The organism is Microvirga sp. CF3062 (assembly GCF_036314045.1).
In the GTDB taxonomy this organism is placed as follows: domain Bacteria; phylum Pseudomonadota; class Alphaproteobacteria; order Rhizobiales; family Beijerinckiaceae; genus Microvirga.
In genome coordinates this window covers 200,759-224,743 of sequence record NZ_JAYGGN010000009.1, presented here as the reverse complement: position 1 = coordinate 224,743, position 23,985 = coordinate 200,759, and the positions used below count along the sequence as shown (strand labels likewise).

At 62.5% G+C, this 23,985-nt stretch carries 28 protein-coding genes and 1 tRNA gene; 15 read left to right on the top strand and 14 right to left on the bottom strand.

All coding sequences use genetic code 11. The features are described from left to right. Nucleotides 1-118: DNA translocase FtsK (locus tag VB618_RS19830; protein WP_442931833.1), on the top strand; the 118-nt coding region annotated here is incomplete at its 5' end. An 80-nt stretch (nucleotides 119-198) separates the two neighbouring features. On the opposite strand, the gene VB618_RS16785 is transcribed toward VB618_RS19830, so the two are convergent. Further along, nucleotides 199-606, bottom strand: a complete 408-nt coding sequence (locus VB618_RS16785) for a DUF1236 domain-containing protein (RefSeq protein ID WP_329797862.1) — start codon at nucleotides 604-606, stop codon at nucleotides 199-201. Nucleotides 607-789: 183 nt separating this feature from the next. Here VB618_RS16785 and VB618_RS16780 point away from each other — a divergent pair, with 183 nt between their 5' ends. The 8 genes from VB618_RS16780 to VB618_RS16745 all read left to right on the top strand — a co-directional run bounded on the left by VB618_RS16780 (nucleotide 790) and on the right by VB618_RS16745 (nucleotide 8,198). After that, nucleotides 790-1,548 (top strand): SDR family oxidoreductase, encoded by a 759-nt coding sequence (locus VB618_RS16780; protein ID WP_329797861.1) that lies wholly within the window; start codon nucleotides 790-792, stop codon nucleotides 1,546-1,548. A gap of 203 nt (nucleotides 1,549-1,751) precedes the next feature. Next, nucleotides 1,752-4,652, top strand: coding sequence for a penicillin-binding protein 1A (locus tag VB618_RS16775; protein ID WP_329797860.1), 2,901 nt, complete (start codon nucleotides 1,752-1,754; stop codon nucleotides 4,650-4,652). Then, nucleotides 4,652-5,692: a hypothetical protein gene (locus tag VB618_RS16770; RefSeq protein ID WP_329797859.1), complete on the top strand. Its 1,041-nt coding sequence runs from the start codon at nucleotides 4,652-4,654 to the stop codon at nucleotides 5,690-5,692. Before VB618_RS16775 ends, VB618_RS16770 begins: the two co-directional genes overlap by 1 nt. A gap of 531 nt (nucleotides 5,693-6,223) precedes the next feature. Beyond that, nucleotides 6,224-6,727 (top strand): peptide deformylase, encoded by a 504-nt coding sequence (locus tag VB618_RS16765; protein ID WP_329797858.1) that lies wholly within the window; start codon nucleotides 6,224-6,226, stop codon nucleotides 6,725-6,727. Between the two features lie 35 nt (nucleotides 6,728-6,762). Next, nucleotides 6,763-6,987, top strand: coding sequence for a hypothetical protein (locus tag VB618_RS16760; protein WP_329797857.1), 225 nt, complete (start codon nucleotides 6,763-6,765; stop codon nucleotides 6,985-6,987). Between the two features lie 149 nt (nucleotides 6,988-7,136). Beyond that, nucleotides 7,137-7,213 (top strand) — tRNA-Asp (locus VB618_RS16755). Nucleotides 7,214-7,347: 134 nt separating this feature from the next. After that, nucleotides 7,348-7,605, top strand: coding sequence for a hypothetical protein (locus tag VB618_RS16750; RefSeq protein ID WP_329797856.1), 258 nt, complete (start codon nucleotides 7,348-7,350; stop codon nucleotides 7,603-7,605). Between the two features lie 161 nt (nucleotides 7,606-7,766). Continuing rightward, a complete protein-coding gene (locus VB618_RS16745) occupies nucleotides 7,767-8,198 on the top strand; it encodes an RNA polymerase sigma factor region1.1 domain-containing protein (protein WP_329797855.1) in 432 nt (143 codons plus the stop codon). Between the two features lie 21 nt (nucleotides 8,199-8,219). Here VB618_RS16745 and VB618_RS16740 read toward each other — a convergent pair whose 3' ends face one another. Further along, the gene (locus tag VB618_RS16740) at nucleotides 8,220-9,362 is read right to left on the bottom strand and encodes a DUF882 domain-containing protein (RefSeq protein WP_329797854.1); all 1,143 of its coding nucleotides are present in this window, start codon (nucleotides 9,360-9,362) and stop codon (nucleotides 8,220-8,222) included. A 160-nt stretch (nucleotides 9,363-9,522) separates the two neighbouring features. After that, nucleotides 9,523-10,230: a L,D-transpeptidase gene (locus tag VB618_RS16735; protein WP_329797853.1), complete on the bottom strand. Its 708-nt coding sequence runs from the start codon at nucleotides 10,228-10,230 to the stop codon at nucleotides 9,523-9,525. Between the two features lie 143 nt (nucleotides 10,231-10,373). Between VB618_RS16735 and VB618_RS16730 the strand changes: the two genes are divergently transcribed. Next, entirely contained in the window at nucleotides 10,374-10,838 is a 465-nt protein-coding gene (locus tag VB618_RS16730; RefSeq protein ID WP_329797852.1) for a DUF2726 domain-containing protein, read from the top strand. A 2-nt stretch (nucleotides 10,839-10,840) separates the two neighbouring features. Here VB618_RS16730 and VB618_RS16725 read toward each other — a convergent pair whose 3' ends face one another. The 6 genes from VB618_RS16725 to VB618_RS16700 form a co-directional block, all read right to left on the bottom strand. Further along, the gene (locus VB618_RS16725; protein ID WP_329797851.1) at nucleotides 10,841-11,851 is read right to left on the bottom strand and encodes a ribonuclease Z; all 1,011 of its coding nucleotides are present in this window, start codon (nucleotides 11,849-11,851) and stop codon (nucleotides 10,841-10,843) included. Between the two features lie 40 nt (nucleotides 11,852-11,891). Next, on the bottom strand, nucleotides 11,892-12,377 hold the full coding sequence (locus VB618_RS16720; protein ID WP_329797850.1) for a DUF411 domain-containing protein: 486 nt from the start codon (nucleotides 12,375-12,377) through the stop codon (nucleotides 11,892-11,894). Nucleotides 12,378-12,468: 91 nt separating this feature from the next. Next, nucleotides 12,469-12,768, bottom strand: a complete 300-nt coding sequence (locus tag VB618_RS16715; RefSeq protein ID WP_329797849.1) for a hypothetical protein — start codon at nucleotides 12,766-12,768, stop codon at nucleotides 12,469-12,471. Between the two features lie 125 nt (nucleotides 12,769-12,893). Beyond that, nucleotides 12,894-13,277 carry a CopM family metallochaperone gene (copM, locus tag VB618_RS16710; protein ID WP_442931828.1) on the bottom strand — a complete coding sequence of 128 codons (384 nt, stop codon included), beginning with the start codon at nucleotides 13,275-13,277 and terminating at the stop codon, nucleotides 12,894-12,896. 34 nt (nucleotides 13,278-13,311) lie between these two features. Continuing rightward, on the bottom strand, nucleotides 13,312-13,809 hold the full coding sequence (locus tag VB618_RS16705) for a DUF4396 domain-containing protein (RefSeq protein WP_329797848.1): 498 nt from the start codon (nucleotides 13,807-13,809) through the stop codon (nucleotides 13,312-13,314). Between the two features lie 10 nt (nucleotides 13,810-13,819). After that, nucleotides 13,820-14,032 carry a heavy-metal-associated domain-containing protein gene (locus tag VB618_RS16700; protein WP_329797847.1) on the bottom strand — a complete coding sequence of 71 codons (213 nt, stop codon included), beginning with the start codon at nucleotides 14,030-14,032 and terminating at the stop codon, nucleotides 13,820-13,822. A 207-nt stretch (nucleotides 14,033-14,239) separates the two neighbouring features. Here VB618_RS16700 and VB618_RS16695 point away from each other — a divergent pair, with 207 nt between their 5' ends. After that, nucleotides 14,240-15,130, top strand: a complete 891-nt coding sequence (locus VB618_RS16695; protein WP_329797846.1) for an MYG1 family protein — start codon at nucleotides 14,240-14,242, stop codon at nucleotides 15,128-15,130. A 28-nt stretch (nucleotides 15,131-15,158) separates the two neighbouring features. After that, on the top strand, nucleotides 15,159-16,073 hold the full coding sequence (locus VB618_RS16690) for a histone deacetylase family protein (protein ID WP_329797845.1): 915 nt from the start codon (nucleotides 15,159-15,161) through the stop codon (nucleotides 16,071-16,073). A 3-nt stretch (nucleotides 16,074-16,076) separates the two neighbouring features. On the opposite strand, the gene VB618_RS16685 is transcribed toward VB618_RS16690, so the two are convergent. The 5 genes from VB618_RS16685 to VB618_RS16665 form a co-directional block, all read right to left on the bottom strand. After that, complete coding sequence (locus VB618_RS16685) at nucleotides 16,077-17,009, bottom strand: pseudouridine-5'-phosphate glycosidase (protein ID WP_329797844.1); 933 nt, start codon at nucleotides 17,007-17,009, stop codon at nucleotides 16,077-16,079. Further along, a complete protein-coding gene (locus VB618_RS16680) occupies nucleotides 17,006-17,959 on the bottom strand; it encodes a carbohydrate kinase family protein (protein WP_329797843.1) in 954 nt (317 codons plus the stop codon). Before VB618_RS16680 ends, VB618_RS16685 begins: the two co-directional genes overlap by 4 nt. Before the next feature lie 76 nt (nucleotides 17,960-18,035). Next, the gene (locus VB618_RS16675) at nucleotides 18,036-19,478 is read right to left on the bottom strand and encodes a family 43 glycosylhydrolase (protein ID WP_329797842.1); all 1,443 of its coding nucleotides are present in this window, start codon (nucleotides 19,476-19,478) and stop codon (nucleotides 18,036-18,038) included. Nucleotides 19,479-19,544: 66 nt separating this feature from the next. Further along, nucleotides 19,545-20,645, bottom strand: a complete 1,101-nt coding sequence (locus VB618_RS16670) for an alginate lyase family protein (protein ID WP_329797841.1) — start codon at nucleotides 20,643-20,645, stop codon at nucleotides 19,545-19,547. Nucleotides 20,646-20,738: 93 nt separating this feature from the next. After that, entirely contained in the window at nucleotides 20,739-21,854 is a 1,116-nt protein-coding gene (locus VB618_RS16665; RefSeq protein ID WP_329797840.1) for a tlde1 domain-containing protein, read from the bottom strand. Nucleotides 21,855-22,009: 155 nt separating this feature from the next. On the opposite strand from VB618_RS16665, the gene VB618_RS16660 reads away from it, so the two are divergent. Genes VB618_RS16660 through VB618_RS16650 form a run of 3 tightly spaced genes read left to right on the top strand, consistent with a single transcriptional unit; the run spans nucleotide 22,010 to nucleotide 23,852 of the window. Then, nucleotides 22,010-22,435, top strand: coding sequence for a YeeE/YedE family protein (locus VB618_RS16660; RefSeq protein WP_329797839.1), 426 nt, complete (start codon nucleotides 22,010-22,012; stop codon nucleotides 22,433-22,435). A 3-nt stretch (nucleotides 22,436-22,438) separates the two neighbouring features. Beyond that, nucleotides 22,439-22,897: a YeeE/YedE family protein gene (locus tag VB618_RS16655; RefSeq protein WP_329797838.1), complete on the top strand. Its 459-nt coding sequence runs from the start codon at nucleotides 22,439-22,441 to the stop codon at nucleotides 22,895-22,897. A gap of 43 nt (nucleotides 22,898-22,940) precedes the next feature. Further along, complete coding sequence (locus tag VB618_RS16650; protein ID WP_329797837.1) at nucleotides 22,941-23,852, top strand: MBL fold metallo-hydrolase; 912 nt, start codon at nucleotides 22,941-22,943, stop codon at nucleotides 23,850-23,852. Nucleotides 23,853-23,985: the final 133 nt, after the last annotated feature.

Sequence of the window (23,985 nt, the reverse complement as noted above, 5' to 3'; positions counted from 1 at the left end):
CGGCTACAACCGGGCGGCTTCGCTCATGGAGAGGATGGAGCAGGAGGGCATCGTCGGACCCGCAAACCACGCCGGCAAACGCGAAATCCTGATGACCCACCTGGATATGGACGACTGATCCGGAAAAAGATCGAAATCAAAAGAAAAGGCGGCTCGCGAGAGCCGCCTTTTCTGGTTTTCTGAGGATGTTTTGTCTGATCACTCGATGACCTGAACCACCGTCCGGGTCTGCGGATCGACCAGCACGGTCTGATCGTTCACGACCGTGTAGCTGTAGTTGGTCCGCAGGCCGACTGTCGGCGGAACGGAATAGAGCCTGACGCGCGGCGGCAGAGGCTGGCCGACGACCACCTCCTCGGAAACGCGGATCGAGGGGCGACGCTCGGCGACCACATAGCTGCGGACGCGGGTCGATTCATCGGCACTGAGGACGCTTCCCGCCGCCGCACCGGCGACACCGCCGACCACGGCGCCAACCGGGCCGCCAACGATGGCACCCGTGACGGCGCCGCCTGCGGCGCCCGCAGTCGTGCCGCTCTGGCAGGCAGCGAGGGGGAGAGCCAGAAGAGTCAAGAGAGCAGCCGAGTTTAGGACATGATTGCGCATGACGGATTCCTTTCCGAGTAGCACCATGCGAACGCGGGACAGCTTAGCTGGTTCCCTTAAAGCTTAGGGGCGGTACCAGGCATGAGGTCGAAAACTGTGCTTAGCTCCTGGGTGTGTCCTTGCCGATCCTGCCTCCAGATGCATCTCTCATGTCAGACGTGGCCGTAGATTAAGGAGAGCATGATGGCGGAACGCTCCAGCATTGCAATCGTGACGGGAGCCGGAACCGGCGTGGGCAGAGCCATCTGTGAAGGCCTCGTAAAGGCCGGCTACACCGTCGTGATGGCGGGGCGGCGGCGGGAGGCTCTCGAAGATGCCGCGCGCGGGATCGGTGGCAATGATCGCTCCGTCCTTATCGTGCCGACCGACGTAACGGATCCTGCCTCCGTTGCAGCTCTCTTTACCGCCACGAAAAAGGCTTTCAGCAGGCTCGATCTTCTCGTCAACAATGCCGGCATCGGCTCACCCGCCGTACCGCTAGAGGAGATTCCCTTCGAGCAGTGGCAGGCGGTGGTGGCTACCAACCTCACCGGCACGTTCCTCTGCACGCAGGAGGCCTTCCGGATCATGAAAGACCAGAGCCCGAGGGGCGGGCGGATCATCAATAACGGCTCGGTTTCGGCCTATGCTCCGCGCCCGCTCTCGGCACCCTATACGGCGACGAAGCATGCGGTCCTCGGGCTGACGAAATCGACCTCCCTCGATGGACGTGCATATGACATCGCCTGCGGCCAGATCGACATCGGCAATGCGGCGACCGACATGACCGCGAGAATGACCGAGGGCGTCCTGCAGCCGAACGGCACGGTGGCGCCGGAGCCCAGGATCGACCCCAAGCACGTGGCCGATGCGGTGGTCTACATGGCCGGCCTGCCGCTCGATGCCAATGTTCTCACCATGACCGTCATGGCGACGAAGATGCCCTTCGTCGGGCGTGGGTGAGACACATTGCCGTGACCGCAACGGCTGCATCTGGGATGTAAGCTCGGCCGCCCCATTTCCTTCGTATGGCCGGTCTAAAAGAGCCGCGATGTACGGCTTCCATTCATCTGGGCTCGGGCAGGGTTCGTCCCGGCAGCCGAGGCGCGGATCGTTTGTGTGCGCCGATGATCTTCTCGTGGGGTGAATGATCCGATGATGGCGGAATGAGCGCAATCCTCGTCAAGATTTTTGCAACGGCCCTGACCTTGAGCCAGGTTCTCGTCGATCCGGAGACGGTCAAGACGAGCTTCGATCCTATTCGGGATCAGGGTGAAGTGGTGCAGATCCTCAAGAGCGGCTGCACCCACATGCGCCGGGCCTTCGACATCGAGGACATTAATCTCGACGATCTCATCGCCACTGCCATGGATGACCCGCAGGCGGTCACGGGGGACCTGAAGGTCCTGCAGGGGCTGAGCTTCAACGATCTGCACGCGAGCTACCGTCAGTTCTGTAAGGGCGAGACGGTCGAGCCTTCGCCGGTCGATCTTGGCGAGGTGATCTCCTATTACAATGCCGCCGTGGCCGGGCTGCCCGATGCCGGGAAGCTGAAGGGTCTCAAGCTTCCAGGGGTCAGCGTGGTCCTGGACGCGAATGGCAAGCGCTTCGCCGAAGTCTTCGAGCCGGACCACCGCCGCATCTGGGTCTCCTTGGCGGATATTCCGCAAAGCGTGCGGCAAGCCTTCGTGTCGGCAGAGGACAAGCGCTTTCACCAGCATCGGGGCATCGACGAGCGCGGCGTGATCCGCGCCTTCATGGGCAATATGGCCAATCCCGGACGTCCTGCGGGTGGTTCGACCATCACCCAGCAGGTGGCGAAAAACCTGCTCGTGGGCGACGACGTCACCTACGACCGCAAGATGCGAGAGATGATCGTGGCCTCGCGCATCGAGCGGGTGCTGAGCAAGGCGGAGATCCTCGAAATCTACCTCAACTCGATTTATCTCGGTCGCTCTTCCTGGGGTATCGAGATGGCGGCGCAGAGTTATTTCGGGAAGAGCGCCAAGGCTCTCTCAGTATCCGAGGGGGCTCTACTCGCAGGCCTTGCCAAGGGACCGAACTACTACAATCCCGACACGAAACCCGAGCGCGCCCAGGAGCGGATGGCCTATGTGCTGAGCCGCATGCAGGAAGACGGCTTCCTGAAGCCTGAGCAGGTGCAGCAGGCGGTCGCCTCCCTGCCTAGCCGGCTGGCCCATGAGCGCACCAGGCGCACGATGGGCTTCCACTTCGTCGACCATGTCAGTCGCGATGCCCGCACGCTTGCCGGTATCGAGAGCCTCACTGCAGGCGGCTATACGGTGCGCACCACCATCAACGTGGCCCTGCAGCAGGAGACGGAAGCCGCCCTACAGGAAGGGCTTGCCCGCTATGAACTGAACATCGGGCGGCAGCGCTACCAAGGTCCTGAGGCCAATATCGCCGAGGCGGTGAAGACGCTCGAAGGCAGCAAGGATCCGGCTGCTACGACACCTGCTTGGAGGCGTACCCTGGAGGCAGTGCGCCTGCCGCTCTACGACATACGCTGGCATGCAGCCGTGGTGATCGAGAAGGGTAAGGATCGGAAGACCGGCACGAACGTCCTGCGAGTAGGGCTCGCTGATGGACGTGTCCTGCCGCTGAATGCCTGGGAAGCGGCCCGACGGGAACTCAAGCTCTACGATGTGGTGCGCGTTCAACCCGTCGAGCAGAAGGGCAAGGGGACCGTTCGTGCCGACCTGAGGGCGCCACCCTCCGTGCAGGGCGGGGCCGTCGTTCTGGAAAACAGGACCGGCCGCATCCTCGCCATGACGGGCGGTTTCTCCTATCCCCTGAGCCAGCTCAACCGGGCGACCCAGGCTCACCGTCAGCCGGGTTCCGCCTTCAAGCCGCTCACCTATCTTGCGGCTCTGTCGAAGGGATTGCAGCCCAATACGCTCATCTGGGATGCCCCTCTGACCCTGCCGCCTGTGAGTGGTGAGGCGGGCGCGAGAGCGGGCGATTCTTGGAGCCCGAAGAACTTCGATGGCGGACGTTCCGGCATCATGACCCTGAGAAGGGCGCTTGAGAACTCGAAGAACCTGGTTACGGCGCGACTTCTCGACGGCGCTATCGAGCCCTCACCGGAGGAGAGCCTCAAGCGGGTCTGCGAACTCGCCATGGAGGCGCAGCTCTATCTGGAATGCACGCCGCATTATCCGTTCGTGCTCGGTGCGCAGCCTGTGCGGATGCTCGATCTCGCAGCTTTCTATGCGGCGATTGCCAACGAGGGCGCCATGCCGGTGCCCCATGCCATCGAGGCGGTGGAGCAAGGTGGGCAGATTGTCTACAGCCGCAAGGCGCGCCAGCTGACGCGACTGGGTTCTGCCGACGCTGCCGCCTTCTATCAGTTGAAGACGATGCTTCAAGGTGTGCTGGAGCGCGGCACGGCGCGTTCCCTGAAAGCGCTCGCGCCCTATGCCGCCGGCAAGACGGGTACCTCCGACAACGAGAACGATGCGTGGTTCGTGGGCTTCACCAACGACGTCACGATTGCCGTGTGGGTTGGGCATGACAATGCCGAGGGCAAGCGCCGCACGCTCGGGCGTGGACAGACGGGCGGCAAGGTAGCGGCTCCCATTTTCCAGTCGATCCTCCAGGCGGCCTGGGACCACCATGCACCGAAGGCTGCCCTCAGCCCGCCCTCGCCGCAGGCGGCCAAGCAGCTCATCGCCATGCCGATCGATCTCAACACCGGCGACCGGCTGACAGATGGACGCAAAGGCTTCATGGAGCATTTCCGCCTGAACTGGTTCGGGCGCCTTGCCGAGACGCAGTTCCGCCTCGTTCCGCAATCGGAAGTCTATGCTTTCCGTAACCCGGATCCCTGGAGCGACGGGGAGGAGCGGGGGGGACCGGATTATTATGAGGACGGTCCTTACGCTCAGGGCCCCGGCTGGCTCGAAGCTCCGCGCCAGCATGCTCCTCCCGCACGCCGCCAAATCGAGCCGGAACGCGGCTTCCGCTGGTGGTGGGAGGACGAGGCGCCCCGCAGACCCAGGCGCGTCGATCCGGATTATCTCTGGCGCAACGGACAGGTTTACTGATGGCATTGCAGGTTTTCGTCAGGCGATCGCTGATTGCCGCTGCGGCTCTTTTTGTATCCGTTGGAGGATTGGCGGCGGAGGAGTTCCGGATCGAGGAGGTGCCGTCCGTCACAGTCATTGCTCCGACAAAGCTGAAGCCCAAGACCATCGTGTTCAGCGATCACCGGGACGACAAGCTGACCGATGCCGGAACCGGCTTGATCCGCTTCGAGGATTGGGGCCGTGAGAGGTCCGTGCAGAAGCAGTTCCTGAGCCTCTTTCCCGGCTATGCAGAGCCGGCCATCAAGGTCTCGGTGCACGGCATTCCGAAAACCTACACCGAGAAGCTCCACATGTATGTGGTGGAAGCCCGCTTCCTGATCGGCAAGGCGCCGGGTTCCGTCGACCTCGCTCGGTTCGCGCGTCTCGACACGCTGGAAAAGATCGACCCGTCGATCAAGCACCGGCGCATCTCGGCCGAGCAGGCGGCGCCGCAGGTGGATCCACAGAGCGCCCATAACCGCCACCAGAGTCGCCGCTGGTGCGAGGCTCCTGCGAGCCTCTGCATCGAGTCCCGCTATCCGCTCGAAGGCAAGCTGCCGGTCGGGATCCGGCTGGCCAACAAGCTGGAGGAGGGCGGCAAGAAGATCTCGGAATTCATGGAGTTCCAGACCGAGATCCGTGTGCTGCCGGCGGAGGAGGTCGACCGTGCCGGTCTCACCAAGCTTACAGCATTGGAAGCGCCCATTGCCGGGGTGCTGGAGCAGACGATCTTCAGCGTGAACCAAGTGATGCAATTCGGAAAGCTGCTCGCGATCCTTCAGGAGCATCCTGCCGATCCGAGCAGAACCGTCGCGACGGTTTTCATGGCGCTGGCCGTCGAGACGGATGTGCTGGAGCGCAAGAAAGAGTTCGAGAACGTTCCCGTGCTGCGCAATCTCATCCCGGCTCAGGTGCTGATGGGCAAGAGCTCGTTCAATTCCGGCAATTCCATCAGCGCCGGCCTTCCCGACTATGCCCGAAACCGCATCCGCTCCATTGCCGACCTGATCGAGCGGTAAGCTGGATTTGGTAGGCCCCAGGACAGAAAAAGCCCCGTTCGAAACAGGCTGAACGGGGCTGCAAGTGTGCGGAGGCGACAAGGGGTTGCGGGGAATGGTGCCTCCGTACCAAAACAAGCGTTCATCTTGTTCAAGGTTCCTTGCCGTTCCTCATTCTCGAACCTTGGCGGGCATCAAATTTCCTTGATTGCGCCACGATTGAGGCTCTGACTGACTTTCCTGGCTCTCCTGGGAAGGTGTGGTCGAACGCCGCAGGCGCGTAACAACCTCGTCCCGCGGATGTTTGAGCCGGGCAGTCTGCGTTTCTTCCTCCCGAACTTGCCTTCCTCGGCTCCAACCGGGGAAGGCTTTTTGCTGAGATCTGAGGACAGCGCTGCTGTCTCACCTCCTGCAAGTCTCGACGGCAGGCTCCAGCTTGGTTCTTCTTCGTGCAAGGCCCAGGACGTCTACAAAATCGAGGTGCTTTGGCACGGCGGTCGCTATAAGTAGCTGAGCGTCGACCTTCCCCTGTTGCGTTTCGAGAGCTATTGCGTGGCTGTCCGTCAGATCATTCGCTTCCCCCATCCCTGTCTGCGCCAAAAGGCCGAACCGATCGTCCATATCGACGACGAGGTCCGGGTGCTGGCAACGGATCTGACGGAGACGATGCATGCCGCACCCGGCATCGGCATCACGGCTGTTCATATCGGGGTGCTGCGACGGCTCGTGGTGATCCAGCTGCAAGGCCATGCCGAGCCCCACATTTCCGTCAATCCGGAGATCGTCTGGTCCTCCCCGGAGATGATCCGGCATATGGAGGGAAGCGTCTCCATGCCGGGTGTCAACGACGAGATCGAGCGTCATGCCCGCGTGAGGGTGAGATATAGGGGGCTGGACGATCAGGAGCGCGAGGAGGAAGCGGAGGACCTGATGGCTGTCTGCTTCCAGCACGAAATCGATCAGCTCGATGGCATCTTCTGGGTCGACCGTCTATCGAAGTTGAAGCGGGACCGTTTGATCAAGCGGTTCGACAAGCTGCAGCGCACCAGGCCTTGATGGTGGGGCCGCGCCGATAATGGAGTTCTGGGTACGTGGTTGAAGTCTATCGCATCGAATCCGTCGCCTCCGAAGAGGCCGGCGGCGGCACCATCCGCCGGATCCTGGTCCGCACCGATTCCCTCGAAAAGGCGAAAGAGCGGGCGCTGAAGGTGTTTTCCCTCGCGCGGCGGCCTCAATCCCGCGATCCCGAGATCGAATCCGTCCGCGTGCTCAATGGAGCCGGCTACGAGGTCTTCTCGATCAGCACCAGGGACTGACGTCTCCCGCGAAGGAAGCCGTTCCCAGCGTGGCGCCGTGCCTCCTGGGGATAAGACAAACACCATTTGACAGCATGCCCGATCATCGGTACGAGCGCGCCTCCATCGCGAGAAACGCCCCTCTTGGGCATGTGATGGATGAGAAATGCGCGGGCGTAGCTCAGTCGGTTAGAGTGCCGGCCTGTCACGCCGGAGGTCGCGGGTTCGAGCCCCGTCGCCCGCGCCACTCTCCCTCAGGCTGCAGCAGACGGCCTGTCATCCCGTCGGTTAAAATGCCTGCTTCATCTCGGTTGGCTAGCCTTCCGAACAGCTACACGAGCAGCGCGGGACAACCAGTTCAGGATCTTGTATGGTCTCGGCATGAGCAATGATATTTCCGAAATCCGCGAGCAGCTGTCCGACCAATGGCAGAAGGTCGCCATCGACCTGATCCGCAAAGGGCTTCCCGCCGACACAGTCTTCGAGACCCTCCTGACCGTGGGATTGGCAGGTCAGGTGGAACTGCATGGCAAACACTTCATGGCCGGCAAGCTCGTTGCGATCGCCGAGCAACTGTCCGAACAGGTCAGGCGTGAGAAGGAGGCTCTCGAGGAAGCCTCCATGGCGACGAAAAACTAGATTCTGTCGTTCCTGACGGCTCGCTGGGGCAGCTTCTTCAAAATTCCACCAGAGACGTTTTCCCATTGCAACGTCTAAGGCTATTGCCGCGTTAGCTCAGCGAACCTTCGAAGCGGCCTCGGCTGCTTCTCCGCCCAACAACCATAATGGGGTGGTGCCTCATGCAGCAGGCGCTCGACAGCAATACCCTAGACCGCTTGATCACCCTGGGACGCCAACAGGGACAACTGACAACTCTGGATCTTGAGGCGAATCTGCCCATCCATTCCATGAGCGCGGAAGATATCGCCTTGATCGTGGTTCATCTCGAGGAATCCGGTGTCCCGGTTGAGCTGGACGACAGCCTGATGGCGCCAAATCCAAAGCCAGCGGCGGCTCCAACGAGGAGCGCCGAGATTATTCCGTTTCCGGATCGCGCCGCCGCCAGCCAGATAAAGAAGCGGACTGCTCCCCTTCAGAAAGCAGCCGCCGTCCAGGCGGCGGAGCCCGCCTTCGTCCAGCAGGAGAAGTGTGCAGCCCATTGGGCAGTCGCCATGGGGGGGCTTCTCGTTCTGGCCCTGATGGTCGGGGCTCTTACCCTCTTCGGCATTTGATAGGCTCGAAGAATTCGGCTCCTAGAGCTCGGCTTCCGTCTGCCCGACAATGGGCAGCGGCTTGACGGCCGGCCCAGTGAACTGCGTCACAGTCAGCTCATGTCGGCTGCGGGCGGTGAAGCCCAAATCCAGGAAGGCCGTGCGAGGGTCGAACAGGGCCTTGACTGCCGCCTTCTCATCATAGCCCAGGATGGGTTCCGGTCCGGGAACTCTTGCCGGAGGCGGAAGGATCGCCGAGATCGCATCCGATATCTGATCGGGCAGGGTGGCACTGGCGAGCCTGATCTCCTTCGGACGCTGTGGCGGAAGAGGTGCAGGCGCTATAGGGGTGGCGATGCTCTCAGGATCGGCGGAAGCCACCAGGGTAACCGGGCTCTCTTGCGAAGGCGGCTGCTGCGGCACCGGCTGAGCATCCTTCCGACCGAACAGATTGGCCAGAACACTACCGATGGACGGGCCACTTCCCGCCGAGGCTTGCGTCGCCAAGGCGCCATTACGAGCCAAGACCTCGGCCTTCGCCATCTCATAACCGGGAAGCGGTTTGCCATTCGAAGGCAGGTGCAAGGTCTTCCCGTCCGGGAACAGCTGCACCAATTGCTGCTGCGTCATGCGCGGCCAGGCGCGCACACTGCCTGTATCCACATGAACGAAGGCGGAGGAGGCGTAATAGCCCACGCCGCCATACTGCATCTTCATGGCAATCGCCCTTAGGCGACCGGTCTCCACGTCGGGCAGTCGGATGTCCATGGCTTTGCCAAGCATATGCTGGCTGTGCTCCGCCACGCCGCTGGACCGGCGGCGGAGAGCCCCGTTGGTTTCCGGTGAGCGATAGGCGGAAATGATGTTGATGGGCTGCGAAGAGCCGGATTCCCGGTAAACCTCCCAGAGAATGTCGAACAGGCGGGCGTCCATCTGTGCCGGCTTTTCGACCCGCCAGTCGCGCAGGAACCAGTTGAGCTGACTCAACGCGCCCTCGTCGATCCGGCCATTCCGACGGAAGGTGACGGTCAGGCTCTCCTTTGTATGGGTATGGAAGAAGCTGAGCGTGCGGGTTTCGCCAAACGCAGCCGCCCCCTGCATGGGGGCCGAGGCAAATGTCAGGAGGGCAGAGGCTGCGGCCGAGAGGCCGATGATGGAACGAAGGGCGTTCCCACGTTCGGACAAGCGGCCGTACTTCGGCCCAGTGACCGTTTTCCATCCGCCAGCCGACCGCCTAGATCGGGCGAAGATTCCCGCCATGGTTCGTAAGTTCCCGCGTCCCCAAGCGACGTGTGATCGTTAACCATGGCAAAAATAGGCACAATGAGTGCCTATTTGCTTAATCTCAGGAGCGGGCGGCGGTTTGATCGCGCCTCCCTCGTCCGGATGGCGCGTTCAGAACGACGACCTTTGTGCCCGCTGGCGTGTGGTCGTAGAGATCGATCACGTCCTGGTTGATCATGCGGATGCAGCCGGACGAGACATTGGTGCCGATGGTCCACGGCTCGAAGGTGCCGTGGATGCGGTAGAGTGTATCCTTGTTGCCCTGCCAGAGGTAGAGGGCGCGGGCACCCAGCGGATTCCCCGGCCCGCCGGGCATGCCGGGGCCACCTTGCAGTTCGCCCATCTGCTCCAACAGCTCAGGCTCGCGTGCGAACATCTCTTTAGGCGGGTACCAGTCGGGCCATTCCTGCTTGTTCTTGATGGTGGCAGCACCCGACCAACCGAAGCCTGAACGACCCACACCGACACCGTAGCGCACCGCCATGCCGTCACGCATGACGAGATAGAGATACCGGCTGCGGGGATCGACCACGATGGTCCCAGGGGCTTCCGTGGTGTCGTACTGCACCACCCGCCGGAGGTAGGCCGGATTGATCCGCGAGAGCTCGATGCCGGGAATAGGATAGAGATCGTCGTCGACGGGTCCGTACATGCGCTGATAAGCGGACATGTCACGCAGCGACTGAGCGAAGGTGCGGCTGGACTGCAGAGTGACTCCTGCGGCAGCGGCTGACGCTCCAAGCAGGAAGGTTCGGCGGCTGAGGTCCATTGTGCTCTCCCCTATGTTCTTTAACTCGACAATAAGAAGACGCAGGAACATGCATGCCGGTTTCATGCTAGCTGCTATGCTTCACCGGCAGACGAACCTTAACCGTTCAGGTTTGAGCGAGTGCGGGGCAGGGGCAGAGCGGAATGAGGATCGAAGATATCTCGTGGTCATGGCTGGCAGGCGTTGCCGTGCTCGGCATCGTGCTGGTGTTCGTCCTATTCCTGACCCGGAAGCCGCGCTATCGCCGCGCTGCGATCATGACCGAGAACGAGCGGGAGTTTTACGGGCGCCTTCTCGCCGCCTGTCCCGACTGCCAGATCTGGCCGCAGGTCCCGATCCTCGCGCTGGTTCGACCCGATGCCAAGGAGGGCAGCCGCGCCTTCTGGATGGCGTTCAAGCGGATCTCGAACACCCGCGTCGACTGGGCAATCGTCCAGGACATGGAGGTGATTGCGATCGTCGAGCTGGACGACCGCTCCCATGACGCCCGCAAGGATGCGCAGCGCGACAGGATCCTAAAGTCCTGCGGCTATCGCGTCGTCCGCTTCAGTTCCAGCCGCAGACCCGATCCACGGCAGATCCATGAGGCGATCTTTCCTGCCGATTAAGCTCAGGTCGGAATAGCCGAACTGTCCGCCGCGCCGAAGCTCTCGAACAATTCGGTGCGCAAAACATCGGGTTCGGACAAGTAGCGTGCCGAATGGTGGAAAGGCGTGACATGCCGGACGCCAGCCTCGCGGGCGAGCACTCCGGCCTCCAGAGCCGTTAGGTGGCGGGACGCCACGGCCAATGAGCGGTCGCATTCCAGAAACACCGCTTCGATGAAGAGTTGATCGGCTTTGTCCGCCAGGCGGAGGATCTTGGACCGGTTGTCTGCATGGGGAGCAGCGTCGGTCACGTAGGCGACTACCTGACCGGGAGCCACCCGCAAGGCGCGATGCTTCAGATCCCCCAAACAGATGGTTCTGCCGTCCGAATTTTCGACAACGTGATCATCTGGCAGCCCAAGACGCACTGCCCGTTTCGCCTCGTTCAACCACGGACCCGGGGCGAGATCCATTTCGGTCAGCACGCCTCGCCAGACATTCACCTGCAGCACCTCTCGCAGGGCGAAGGCCAGGGACGGGATGCCGTGGTCGAGAGCAACGGCTTCGATTTTGAACTCATCCTCCATCCAGGCCATGCCGTCCGGAAATGCGGGTGGCTCGATCTTGCGGCGAGTAAAAGCCTCACGGGCATGGAACTCGGCAGCCTCCGTCAGGCGCGAGCCATCGTAATCCATTGCACGCAGGCAGAAATCGACCGAGTTCTCGTCGAGGAGATTCCACGTGAAGCTTCGGATGCGATGTTCGACCTGCTCCGCAAAGCCCGGTGGGCCGATGAGTGTCAGCGGGGATGTGCGGTGAAGGCAGAGGCGGAACAACCGGTCGAAACCGGCGATGTGGTCCACATGGGTATGCGACACGAAGACGTGGCTCACCCGCAGTAACTCGCGGGACGAGAGGTGGCTGACATCGCCCAGGTCGAACAGAATGGCGCGGCGGCCATAGCGGAAGTCGAGGTAAAGGCCCGGATCGCTGAAGGGATCGTTCACGAGGCGGGGTTGAACAAGCCAACTCATGCCGGGCCAACGGCGCGAATCTCGGAGTGTTCCCGATCCGTCAGGCTTCGCGACCGCCGGTGTAGCGTGCGTAGGTCCGCTGCCCGGAGGGGCCGAACAGGACCACCTCGTAGGTGTCCGGCTCCACGCCCTCGACCTCCATGCCGGGTGATCCGACAGGCATCCCGGGAACGGCCAAGCCCCTGCCATCCGGCTTCTCAGCCAGCAGACGCTTGATCACGGCTGGCGGGACATGCCCCTCGATCACATAGCCGCCGATCTCCGCCGTATGGCATGAGGCCAGGGCCTCGGGTACGCCGAGGCGAATTTTCAGACGGTTGATCTCAGAGGATTCGACCACCTCAACGTCGAAGCCGGCCGCCCGGACATGCTTGACCCATCCGGTGCAGCAGCCGCAGTTCGGGTCCTTGGTCACCACCATCTTCTGCAGGGTTTCAGCCGCGAGAGGAGTTCGTGTCATCACCAAGGTAGACGTGGCGAGGCCTGCAAGCAGCGCCCGTCGGCTGATCGGCAGGTTTGGACCCATGGAAGTCTCCTCCTGTGGGTCGGTCCGGAGCATCCGGACCGACAATTCTTAGGCCTTACCGTATCAGCAGAGCTGTCGAACCTTCAGGGGTTTAGCCCTCATCGTCCTCATCGGGATCGGTCACATCGACCAGGAACATGATGTAGGGACCTTCCTCCTCATCATCATCCTCCTCGTCCTCGTCAAAATCGGCTCCCTCGAACTCAGTCTTTTCCTCTTCCGTCGCCGGCCTGATGTTCAGGCTGGCAATGCCGTCCCAAAGAGGAGCGCCTTCGCTCTCGAGCACCTTGAGGTCGTCCTTGAACTCCTCGCTCATGAGGAGTTCGCGGGCTCCTTCCTCATTGGCATTGGTAATGGCAACAGGCTTGTCGCTGATCGTAAGCGTGAACATCGTTCTTCCTTTCCATTCGCCCGCAGGGGATCTTCACTAACGCTTCACCTGCTTGTTCGTGGCAGCACCCTGATACAGGGGATCGGGAGAAAAGCCATCGCCGGCCATCGTGGATCTGGGCGAAACTACTGAACGCCCTTGCTTTTGAGCCAAGTCTGCATCTCGGCAATCTCCCGCTCCTGCTCGCGGATGACGTCCTGGGCCCATTTGCGGACCTGCTCGTCCTTCGCGTGCTGGAGAGCGACCTTCGCCATGTCGATGGCACCTTCATGATGAGGGATCATGCTGCGCACGAAGTCGATATCGGCATTGCCGCTGAAGGCGATGTCCATGTTCTTGTGCATCTTCTCGTTGGCCTGCCGGTAGCCCTGGGTTGCGGGCATATCGGGCGTCCTCGCCGCCTGGGCGGGAGTGGAGTGGCCGAAATGGCCGCCGTGGGCGCCCTGGGCGGCTGCAAGGGTTGGCAGGACTACGATGGCTGTGGCCAGCGCGATAGTGCGATGATTCATGATGTTCTCCTGAAGTTGGATCTACGATGTAGGATCAATGTCCGTGAAAGGAATGCACGACGGCATGGCCCCGCCCGCGGGCAATCAGCCAGCGGTTGAGCGGGAAGGCGAAGGCGCCGGCGATCAGCAGGGCCACGGCAAGGCTCCCCCAGAAGAGAAGGCTCATGAGGCCCGCATCCATCGCGCCCGGAATGACCAGCATGATCAGATTGTCCACAATTTCCATGATGGTGATGGAGGCCGTATCGGCCGCAAGGGCCAAGCCCAGCGACGTGCGGAAGGGCAGACCACTGCGGAGCAGGGGCAGCATGGTCAGTCCGTAACCGAACAGGAACGCAAGGGCGACAGCTAGGATGATCGTCTGGGCCGTTCCCCAGCCGAGAGCAGTTCCGATCACGAAGCCGAGGACCTCGCCAATGGCACAGCCTGTCAGGCAATGGATCGTTGCGCTTAGAGCAGTCCGGTTCAACGTGCTCCGGGTTGATGCAGCATGATGTTGATTGTGGTGGTGGACGTGAGCTTCGGCGTTCATCGTCGCCTCCTCACAGGTTGGAATGGGCAAGAGGCTGAGCCGGGTAGCCACCATGGCTCAGAGCGTCCAAAAGCGACGTTTCGCTCTTCGTGGAGGCCACTCTGATGGTCCAGGTCTCTAGATCGGCCTCGACCTGGGCCTGAGGGTCCAGGGCCAGGATTGATCGAGTAATGGCGCGAATGCAGCCGCCGCAATTCATACCTGGAATGTTGAAAACGAACATGATCGGGGTCCTTTCGTCTCAGGGTCCCAAGATCTGTAGGCGTTCCCACGATGGTAAGGTCAAGCGGCTTGGACAGGCTCGTTCGAGATTTATCCTGAATGAGCATAAAGGATTGGTCTGGAACGGCTTATCTTCAGCGAACAGCTCTGCTATCGCGGGTTTATTCACGATTGATATAGAGTAGCCGACGCTGGTCGGAGGAGAGCGATGCGGATAGTCACCCATAGCGGCACGTTCCATGCCGATGATGTTTTCGCCTATTCCGTGCTGCGCGATGCCCTGGGTGCATTCGAGTTTGCCCGGACCCGCGACATGGCGCTGATCGATTCAGCCGACATCGTCTTCGACGTGGGTGGGATCTATGATCCTGCCCAGGGCCGTTACGACCACCACATGCGGGATCTCCCGCGACGGGACGACGGGACGCCCTACAGCTCGGTTGGCCTGATCTGGCGCGACTATGGGCGCAAGGCCCTGCCTCGGCTTGTGCCGGGGATCAGCGAAGACATGCTGGATTCAGTCTGGCAGGACATCGATGCGGCCTTCATCCTGACCATCGACCAGGCCGACAACGGGGTTGCCACAGCGAGTCAGGGCCATCTTGGGCTGCTGGTCGAAGCCTTCAACCCGACTTGGGACAGTGGGCAATCCTATGAGGACGCTTTTCTCGAGGCCGCGGCTTTCGCCTGGGGAATCGTGGTCGGGGCGGCCGGCCAGGCCCATGCCGAGGCCAAGGCTCTTTCCCTTGTAATGGCCGCTGCCAGGCAGGCGCGGGACCCCCGCGTAATCGTTCTCGACCGGAAGCTGCCTTGGGAGAAGGCAGTATTCGAAGGCGACCTGAGTGATCTCCTCTTTGTGATCTATCCGAACGAGGATCTGACCGCCTGGTACTGCCGCACCATCCCGCCCGAACCGAACTCATTCGGTCAGCGACTATCGCTGCCCGAGGCTTGGCGCGGCCTGCAGGAGGCGGAGTTCTCAAAAGCCGCAGGGATCGACGACGGCGTCTTCTGCCACCCGAGCGGCTTCATCTGCGGGGCGCGCTCCCATGAATCGGCGGTGCGGCTTGCGGAGAAAGCCCTCAGCGGCGGCCGCTAGCCGGCACCTCATCAGCAGAGGCTAAGCCATGAAGCAGGTGCCTATCGTCTCCCATACGGCATACGTGGCCTCGCTTCCCGACGATCATCGCTTCCCGATGCTGAAATATGGGCGCTTGGCGGAAGTGCTGGCACAGAAGGGCCTTGCTCCCAACGGTTTCGTTGTGCCGGAGGAGGCCTCTGCGGATCTGATCGCCCTGACCCATACGCGCGCTTACGTGGGTCAGGTTTTCGCCTGCTCGGTGCCGCGCGAGATCGAGCGGCGCATCGGTCTCCCAGTGAGTGAAAGCGTCGTCCGCCGCGCCCGCGCGTCCGCTGCCGGGACGCTGCTTGCGGCGCAGCTTGCGCTCCAGCATGGCCTTGCCGGCAGCACCGCCGGAGGCTCCCATCACGGGCAGAGGGAAACCGGAGCGGGCTTTTGCGTCTTCAACGATGTCGCCATCGCGGCCAAGGCGCTGAGGGCGGACCGCGCGATCCAGCGGGCGCTCGTCGTGGACCTCGATGTCCATCAGGGCGATGGCACCGCGGACTGCCTGCGCGACGAGCCGGATCTCTTCACCTTCTCCATGCATGCGGAGAAGAACTATCCCGTGCGCAAGATCCCGAGCGATCTGGATATCGGCCTCCCGGACCACATGGAGGACGATGCCTATCTTGAGGTCCTGACGGCCCATCTGCCGCGCCTTCTCGATGCGCTTGAGCCGGATCTCGTCTTTCTGAATGCCGGCGTCGACCCGCATCGCGACGACAAGCTGGGACGGCTCGATCTCACAGACGAGGGTCTGCGCCGCCGGGACTCTTACGTGATCGAGCAGGTACGCAGCCGCGACATCCCCATGGTTGCCGTGATCGGCGGCGGGTACTCCAGGGACATCGACATCCTAGCCCGGCGGCACGCCATCGTGTTCGAGGCGATGGCGGCATGGAGCGAGGTGAACGGGTGATCCTTACGCTTCCGGACGAGCGAGGGACGCGGCCAGCCGCGCGGCGAGCGCCGCGTTGTTCTTGACCAGCGCAATGTTGGTAGCGAGGCTTCGCCCGCCGGTTTGTTCGAAGAGGTACGACAGGAGGAAAGGCGTCACGGCCTTCCCGGAAACGCCGCGGGTCTTCGCCTCCGCAATTGCGGCATTGATGAAGGCGCTCATTTCGCCTGCCGGAATCTCGTCGGTACTCGGCACGGGATTGGCCACGAGAACGCCGCCGCCGAGGCCGAGCGCCTCCTTGGTGCGGATCAGGTCGGCGATGGCCTCGTGCGTGTCGAGGCGCAGGGGAACGGGCAGCTCGCTCGTGCGGCTCCAGAAGGCCGGGAAGCGATCCGTTCCATAGCCTACCACCGGCACGCCGCGCGTCTCGAGGTATTCGAGCGTCCGCGGCAGGTCGAGGATGGCCTTCGCGCCAGCGCAGACCACCGCCACGGGAGTGCGTGCGAGTTCATCGAGATCGGCCGAGATGTCCATGGTGGCCTCGACGCCCTGATGGACTCCGCCGATGCCGCCGGTCGCAAAGACCCGGATGCCGGCAAGATGGGCGCAGATCATGGTCGCAGCAACGGTCGTCGCGCCATGGCGCCTGGAAGCAACCGCATAGGGGAGATCGGCCCGGCTCAGCTTCATCACGTCCTTGGCGGTTCCGAGCCAGTCGAGTTCCGCATCCGAAAGCCCGATCTTGATGCGTCCCTCGATGATCGCGATCGTTGCCGGCACGGCTCCGTTCTCGCGCACCACCGCCTCCACCTCACGCGCTGTGGCGACGTTCTGAGGGTGGGGCATGCCATGGGTGATGATCGTGGATTCGAGCGCGACGACGGCCTCACCCGCAGCCAGAGCCGATTGAATGTTGGGAGCGATATCGAGAAGACGGCTGGCGATGTCGCGGTTCATGAGGGCTCCCGTTCAAACGTTGGGTCGGCTCTAAGGGACAAAGTGGTTTCCAGCAAGACGAAGGACAGGTCGGGCCGGACGCTCGCCGTGCTCTCCACTGTGAGCGCCGCGGCCGCCGTGCCGAGGCGGGCGGCATCGGTGAGAGAATAGCCCTTCAGGAGCGCCACGAGCGTGGCAGCAATCAGAGCGTCTCCAGCACCTGTCGCATCGCTGATCTTCGCACGGACGGCGCCGACCTGACGGGTTCCCGATTGGTCCGCCGCAATGAGGCCGGCTTCGCCGAGAGTCAGGACGACACACTCGGCGCCGTAGGCACGAAGACGCACGGCAGCCTCCTCTGAGGTTGCTTCGGGTTCGCCGAGATAAGCGCGAGCTTCGTCGAGGTTGAGGAACAGCAATCCGACACTGGTGAGATCCCGCGGAAGGCGCGCGACCTTTGGTGTCGAAACGGCGTCAATGGCTAGCGTGAGCGACTGCTTGCGAGCGATGTCGACAAGGGCGTGCAGGGTCTCGGACGGCAGGTTGCAATCGGCAAAGAGCCAGCCTGTCTGAGAATCGAGTTTTATCTTGCTCAGCAGGGCAGGGGTCAGCTCATCGAAGATTGCCATGTTGGCCAAGCCGAGTGCCAATTCACCATCGGGCTGCAGGACGGCCACGTACTCCGCCGTGGCATGCGCGTTTGAGGTCGCCATGAATTGCGTCCCGACGCCGAGGCGTTCGAGGTCGTCGAGCAGTGAGCGCCCGTTATCGTCCTTCCCAAGGATCGAGGCCAGTGAGACCATCACGCCAAGCCGGGCGATATTCTCCGCGACATTGCGGGCCACGCCGCCGAAAGAGCGTTCGGATATGACAGGATTGGAGGTTCCCGGCCGGATCGCGCCCAGCGCCTGGTATTTCCGGTCGACGGCCGCACCACCGATGCAGAGCACCCTGCCGATCCCCGTCTCCATGCCTCGACCTCGTGCTTTCGCTACATGCCAGGCAGACGATATGCCGAATTGCGGACGGAGCCGCAATGGCATGGGATCATTGTGTAGAAGTGGGTCTCAGGCCCACGCTCCCCTCGCTGAAGGCGAGCGGCACCGTGAGCAGGGCACGGAACTTCTTGTAGCCCGCCTCTCCCGGAAAGAAGGCGTGGAGGAAGAGCCAGGGTGCTCCGTCAGGCCCCCGAGCAACGGAAGGATGGCCCGGACCGAGCCATTCTGCCGATGAGCGCAGGAGCGGCTGCTCCACCTTCCGGTAGGGCCCGAGAGGCGAGGCGGCCATGGCGACGCCGGTGCCATATTCCGGCGTCGAGAAATCATTCCCTGAGTAGAACATGTAGAAGGATCCTTCATGCTCCAGCACCCAGATTCCCTCGATCAGATGCGCCTCCCAGGCCTGATCGTTTTCAAGTAAGACCACCCGCTCGCCCATGAGGCGGCGCGTGCGAGGGTCGAACTCCTGGGCGAAGACCGGCGTGCGCAGCGCTGCGAGAATCTCGCGGCCTGGCTGTTTGATCTCGTCAGGAGCATCACCGGTGAGCAGAGCCTGAAGCCGCTGCCGGAAACCCGAAAAGTCCTCCACCACTGCCTCGATCAGCACCTGCTGCACGAGAAACCGCTCCATGGGCTCCAGCGTCTGCACCCAGGGCCAGAGCGTGAGCGCGAGCGACGCGGTGCGCTGATCCTCTACTGAGGGCAGCAACGATGCGACATGGCTTGGGTGCTCATGGAAAAAGGCGCTGAGCAGCGCCGGCCAGACGTCGTTCGAATCCTCTTTCCAGAACAGGAAGGTGCGACCCTCCCGTGTGACGAAGAGATGGGCATCGATCACGCCGCCGCCGATGAGGGGGGCATCGTCGGTCTCGAATGGCCCCTCCGGCCGGGCGGACCATGCAAGACCGATGGCGAGCGATCCATTCTTTTCCCGCGCAGAGAAACACACGAGATACTGATCGCCGGCGATATGCATTTCCGGGGCCCAGTAGTCGCTGACGTTCAGCCCGTCCGCAGCCCACGAAGGCTTTCGCCCTTCCGGGAAAACGAAGCTCACGGGCTCCCAGGATTCCAGGCTTCGAGAGCGCAGGATCGGAAAGGAGTTGGGTGCATCGTTGGAGGTGGCAAACAGATAATACCAGTCGCCGTCCCCCGTGCGCTGCGCCGGTACGAAGGTGACAGCCGGATCGCCATAGCCATACCAGATGTCGGGTGAGATGTTCCTGTCGAGGAGCACCCGATAGGGCGCCTTGAAAGCCGGTGCCATGCTTTCCTGGCGATTGCGGGGAAGGCGGGTGCCGAAATCACGAGCGATCCTCTCGAAAAGGTCGAGATAGTCGCTCTGCTCCCACCCTGACAGCTCGTAGCGGCGGGTGATCCGTGCTTGCGTGGCATGATCGGCTCCAGCTATCTCAAAGGCGGATCCTGCTGTTCGCGGCGTGAGGCGGACACTGAATGAGTAGGGTGCTGCCGGTGAGGACTTAAGGATCATGTCATACCCAGCGCTGTTCATCCTGCAGGGATTTGATGGCCGTCAGATCATGAAGGCATAAAACCCTCACTCAGCACCATGAAACAGCAGCGTCGTGTTGCCGCCGATTTCGCTCGAGCTTGTCGGGCGCTTCCTCGTCAGCACGGCCTCGGCCTCGGGTGAGGGGCGGTGGCTCTGATGGATTTCGAGCCAGGCAATGCGCGATGACGGCACTCCACCGTCGCCCGGATAGGCCTCCTGCTTGGTGCCGGTGGCCTTCTCGAAGAAGGCTGGATCATCAAGAGAGGTCAGCACCCTGTCTACCAGCCGCTGCAGGGCTCCGCCATGCTCGGCGTAAAGATCGATCCCCTGGCTGCGCGCCAGCTCGGCAGTGGCCACCAGAGGATCGGCGGCGAAGATATGATAGTCGCGGGCTCGTTTGCCACGTTTCATTTCGAGCGGCAGGGTGCCGTCGGGCGTGATCTGCGCAAGGCCGATGCGGGCGCTGTCGAAGCCCCATCGGGTGAGTTGCTTGTCGTTTGAAGCCACGCCGGCAGCCGCAGCGCCCAATCCAGCCCAGTAACGGTGATTGTTCCGGCCGGACGTCCCCTTGTTCTTGTCCATGGGCCCGACGAGCTGCTGGCCCAGAGTCTTCAGCCAGCTTTCGACCCTCATCTTCTGATCGTTCGCGAGGCCCGGCGCGTTGCGGATCTGCATATAGGCCAGTGCGAAGCCACTGAGAGCTCGGCTCAGATTGAACTGCGCCTGCTTCGAGCGCATGTCGGTCATGGCGTTCACCGAGGCCCAGGCGTCGAGCCAGGTGAGTGCGCAGGCCGCGGCGGCGGGGTTCTTCGGGTTCGACCTCACATAGGCGTTCGCAACCTTGACTAGGTTGCGTCCATAGGCGCGCAGCGGCTCGACGGCTTCCGAGTAGCTTTCCTCCGCATCCTCATCGATCATCGCACGCTGGGTGTCGTCCTGCTTATACTTGCTCTGTGTGTCGAGGGTGATCACGGGTGCGTCCGGTGTGTCGCACTCGTATTTGGGTTTGGACTGAACATTATCCTTGCCAGGTGCCGGCACGAAGTAGCCTGGACTCTGAGCCTGGGTGGTGCTCATGGATGCGGCAAGCAGGAACGTGGCAACGAAGGATGGCCGCAGCACATATTGCGCGGCAACCCGCCTCATTGCTGATCTCATATCCCGCATCAACCCGCTCCTCCTATACTGCCGTCCGTTCAGGAACTAGGCGCATAGGGCCACAAGGCCAGAGGCGAGCTCTCAGATCGCGCGGGCGAAGCGGCGAGGCTGGGCAGTGCGGTTGCCGGCCATCGGAGGCAGCAGATCCTGTCCGCGGCCCGCGGTCACGATCAGGCGCTTCACTTCTCCCCTGAGATAGGCCTGCAGGAATTTGTCGTAATCCTTGAAGGAGACGCAGCCGTTCGAATCTCCGCGCGGGCCGAGCAGGTAAGTGTGAGCGAGGATGCCGTCGCGGCCATAGATGGCAGGGCTGCCGCCCACCGGGTTCAAGCGGATGGCGCGCACGCCATGGAAGAGCGCCTCACGCTCTGTGAGGATGTAGGTTCCCGGCGGCGTCGAGCCTTTCATGCGGACGTTCACGTGGCGCGGATTGTCCATCATGTTGCCGAGGCCGGAATGCGCCTCGAGCTTCTCACCGTTCGGCATGTGGACCGTCTGGGCAACGATGTCATAGACGGCGGTGCCTGGGCTCGCGAGATTAGTGCCGGGGCCGAAGCGCGCGGTCGGCGCGATGCTGCCCGTACCGCGATCCAAAGCCGCATAGCTGAGAGCCGCATCCGGCGGGCTGGCCGGGCGGATGCCGAAGAGCTTTTCGATGAAATTGCGATTGTCAGCCGACGCAACGGCCGGCGCTGCCAAAACGCGAGGCGTCATGGCGGTCGGCGCGCTCGCCACCTGGGAGGATGCAGAAGGCTTCGGAGTCCGCCGGTCCGCCGGTCGCGGGACCGGCAGGGGGGCCATCATGGGTATTGGGGCGACCGCCTGGGCGATCTCCAAGGGCGGAGCCGGGATCGTCACAGGCTCCGGAGGAGCGATGCTGGCCTCACGCTGCACGGGCGAGCGGAATCCCGGCTGGATTGGAGAGCTCTGCTTGAAGGCGAGGGCACCCTGGCTCAAGGTGGGCTTCGGATTGATCAGAGCCGGGTCTAAGGACAAAGCGGTCTTCAGGGGCTCAGGCGCTGGACTTGCAGCAATGCCAGCCACTTGCGCGTCAGGTGCTGTGCCGCCGGACCGTTCGAAGTCGACGAAGAGGGCCACGGGGCTGAGCGAAATCGCCACGAGGAGAGCCGTCGGTAGCAGGCTGCGGTTCCGGCGGAGCGGGGCGCGGCGAAGGGACTGATAAGGCTTATGCGCCATGATAAACTCTACGCAACAACTCGCGCTTCGCACGATGCACCAGAGACCAGTGATCAAATTCAGAGGTGCAACGTGAAGGCGATACTCTCACTGACACTGATTGAACGACATTCTGGTTAAGATCAGGATAATCCGCAGATTGACCGGAGGCCGCCATGGAAAACTTCACCCCCGCATCCGCCCTCATCGGCGGACTTTTGATCGGCGTATCGGCTGCCCTGCTCCTGGTGCTGAACGGGCGTATTGCCGGCATCAGCGGCATCCTCGCAGGGCTGCTCCAGCCTGCTTCCGGCGAGACCGGCTGGCGCATGGCTTTCCTTGCCGGAACGCTCGCTGCGCCCTTCGCCTATCTCGCCTTCGGGGGCGCTTTGCCGGCTGTTGCGATTGAGGCATCCCTGCCTGTCGTGGTTGTCGCGGGGTTGATCGTCGGCTTCGGCACACGCCTCGGGGGAGGCTGCACCAGCGGGCATGGTGTCTGCGGCGTCAGTCGGGTGTCGCCGCGCTCCGTCGTGGCGACCCTGGTCTTCCTGACAACCGCCATTGCGACCGTTTTCATCGCCCGTCATGTCATTGGGATGTGAGCCATGCCACTGATCCTCTCCACCTTCGCGTCAGGTCTCCTCTTCGGCCTAGGGCTCATCGTTTCACAGATGGTGAACCCGGCCAAAGTGCTGGCCTTTCTCGATGTTTTCGGCAACTGGGATCCGAGCCTCGCCTTCGTCATGGGCGGTGCGGTTGCCGTCTCGGCTCTGGGCTATTGGATCGCGCGGCGCCGGGGCGCTCCCGTCTTGGCGCCGCGCTTGGAGATCCCGACCCGCCGTGATCTCGATCTCCGTTTGGTCACAGGTGCCGCATTGTTCGGCATCGGCTGGGGCCTTGTGGGATTGTGTCCGGGCCCGGCTTTGGTCGGGTTGACGTTCGGCCCTGTCGCGATCTTCGCCTTCGTTGCCGCGATGATCGCCGGAATGGCACTTTTCCGCGTCTTGCCGGCCCGATGGCCACAGGTCACTTTCCGCAAGGCCGTTCCCGATCTAGACGGTTGAGACCCCGGTCCTATCATCTGCACCATGCTGAGGAGTTCCTGCCATGCCAGCCGTGACCGCGTTCTCCCTGCACGGGCGTCCCATTGTCAAAGGGTTCTATGAAAGGCGCACCGGCAGCGTGCAGTACGTGGTCGCGGATCCCGCTACGAAACGCTGCGCCATCATCGATCCGGTTCTCGATTTCGAACCGAAGTCCGGTGCGACGGCAACGGCCTCGGCAGACGAGCTTCTCGCCTATATCGAGCAGCAGGGCTACAGGCTGGAATGGATTCTCGACACGCATCCGCACGCCGACCATTTTTCGGCCGCCGGATACCTAAAGGATAAGACAGGCGCACCCACTGCCATCGGTGAAAAGGTGGTGGAGGTCCAGAAGCTCTGGAAGGAATTCTACAACTGGCCCGACAGCTTCCCGACGGACGGTTCGCAATGGGACCGCCTGTTCGCGGATGGCGAGCGGTTCAAGATCGGCAACCTGGACGTGGAGGTGATGTTCTCCCCTGGCCATACGCTGTGCTCGATCACTTATCTGGTGGGCGATGCCGCCTTCATTCACGATACGCTCTTCATGCCTGACAGCGGGACGGCTCGGGCCGATTTTCCAGGCGGTTCGGCTAAGGCACTCTGGCACAGCATCCAGCGCATCATGGCGCTTCCCGACGACACGCGCCTCTTCACGGGCCATGACTACATGCCGAACGGGCGGGCGCCGCTGTGGGAGAGCGCGGTGGCTGAGCAGCGCCGGGAGAACAGGCATTTGATGAGCGCGACGACAGAGGAGGAATTCGTGGCCCTGCGCCAAGGACGTGATCACGAGCTGCCCATGCCGAAGCTCATCCTGAATGCCCTGCAGGTGAATATCCGCGGCGGCCGCCTGCCGGAGCCGGAGAGCAATGGCAGGCGCTACCTCAAGATCCCGCTCGATGCCCTGCCGCATGCGCCATGGGGCGATTGAGGCTCAAGACGTCGCAGGTTGAAAGGTGGCGGATGACTGCGTTTCCACCCCTTGCGGACGGCATTTCAATCACCATATTAGACTGACCCAGCGGACATTGTTGTGGACTTCGAAACGCGGCGGGCGTCACCGC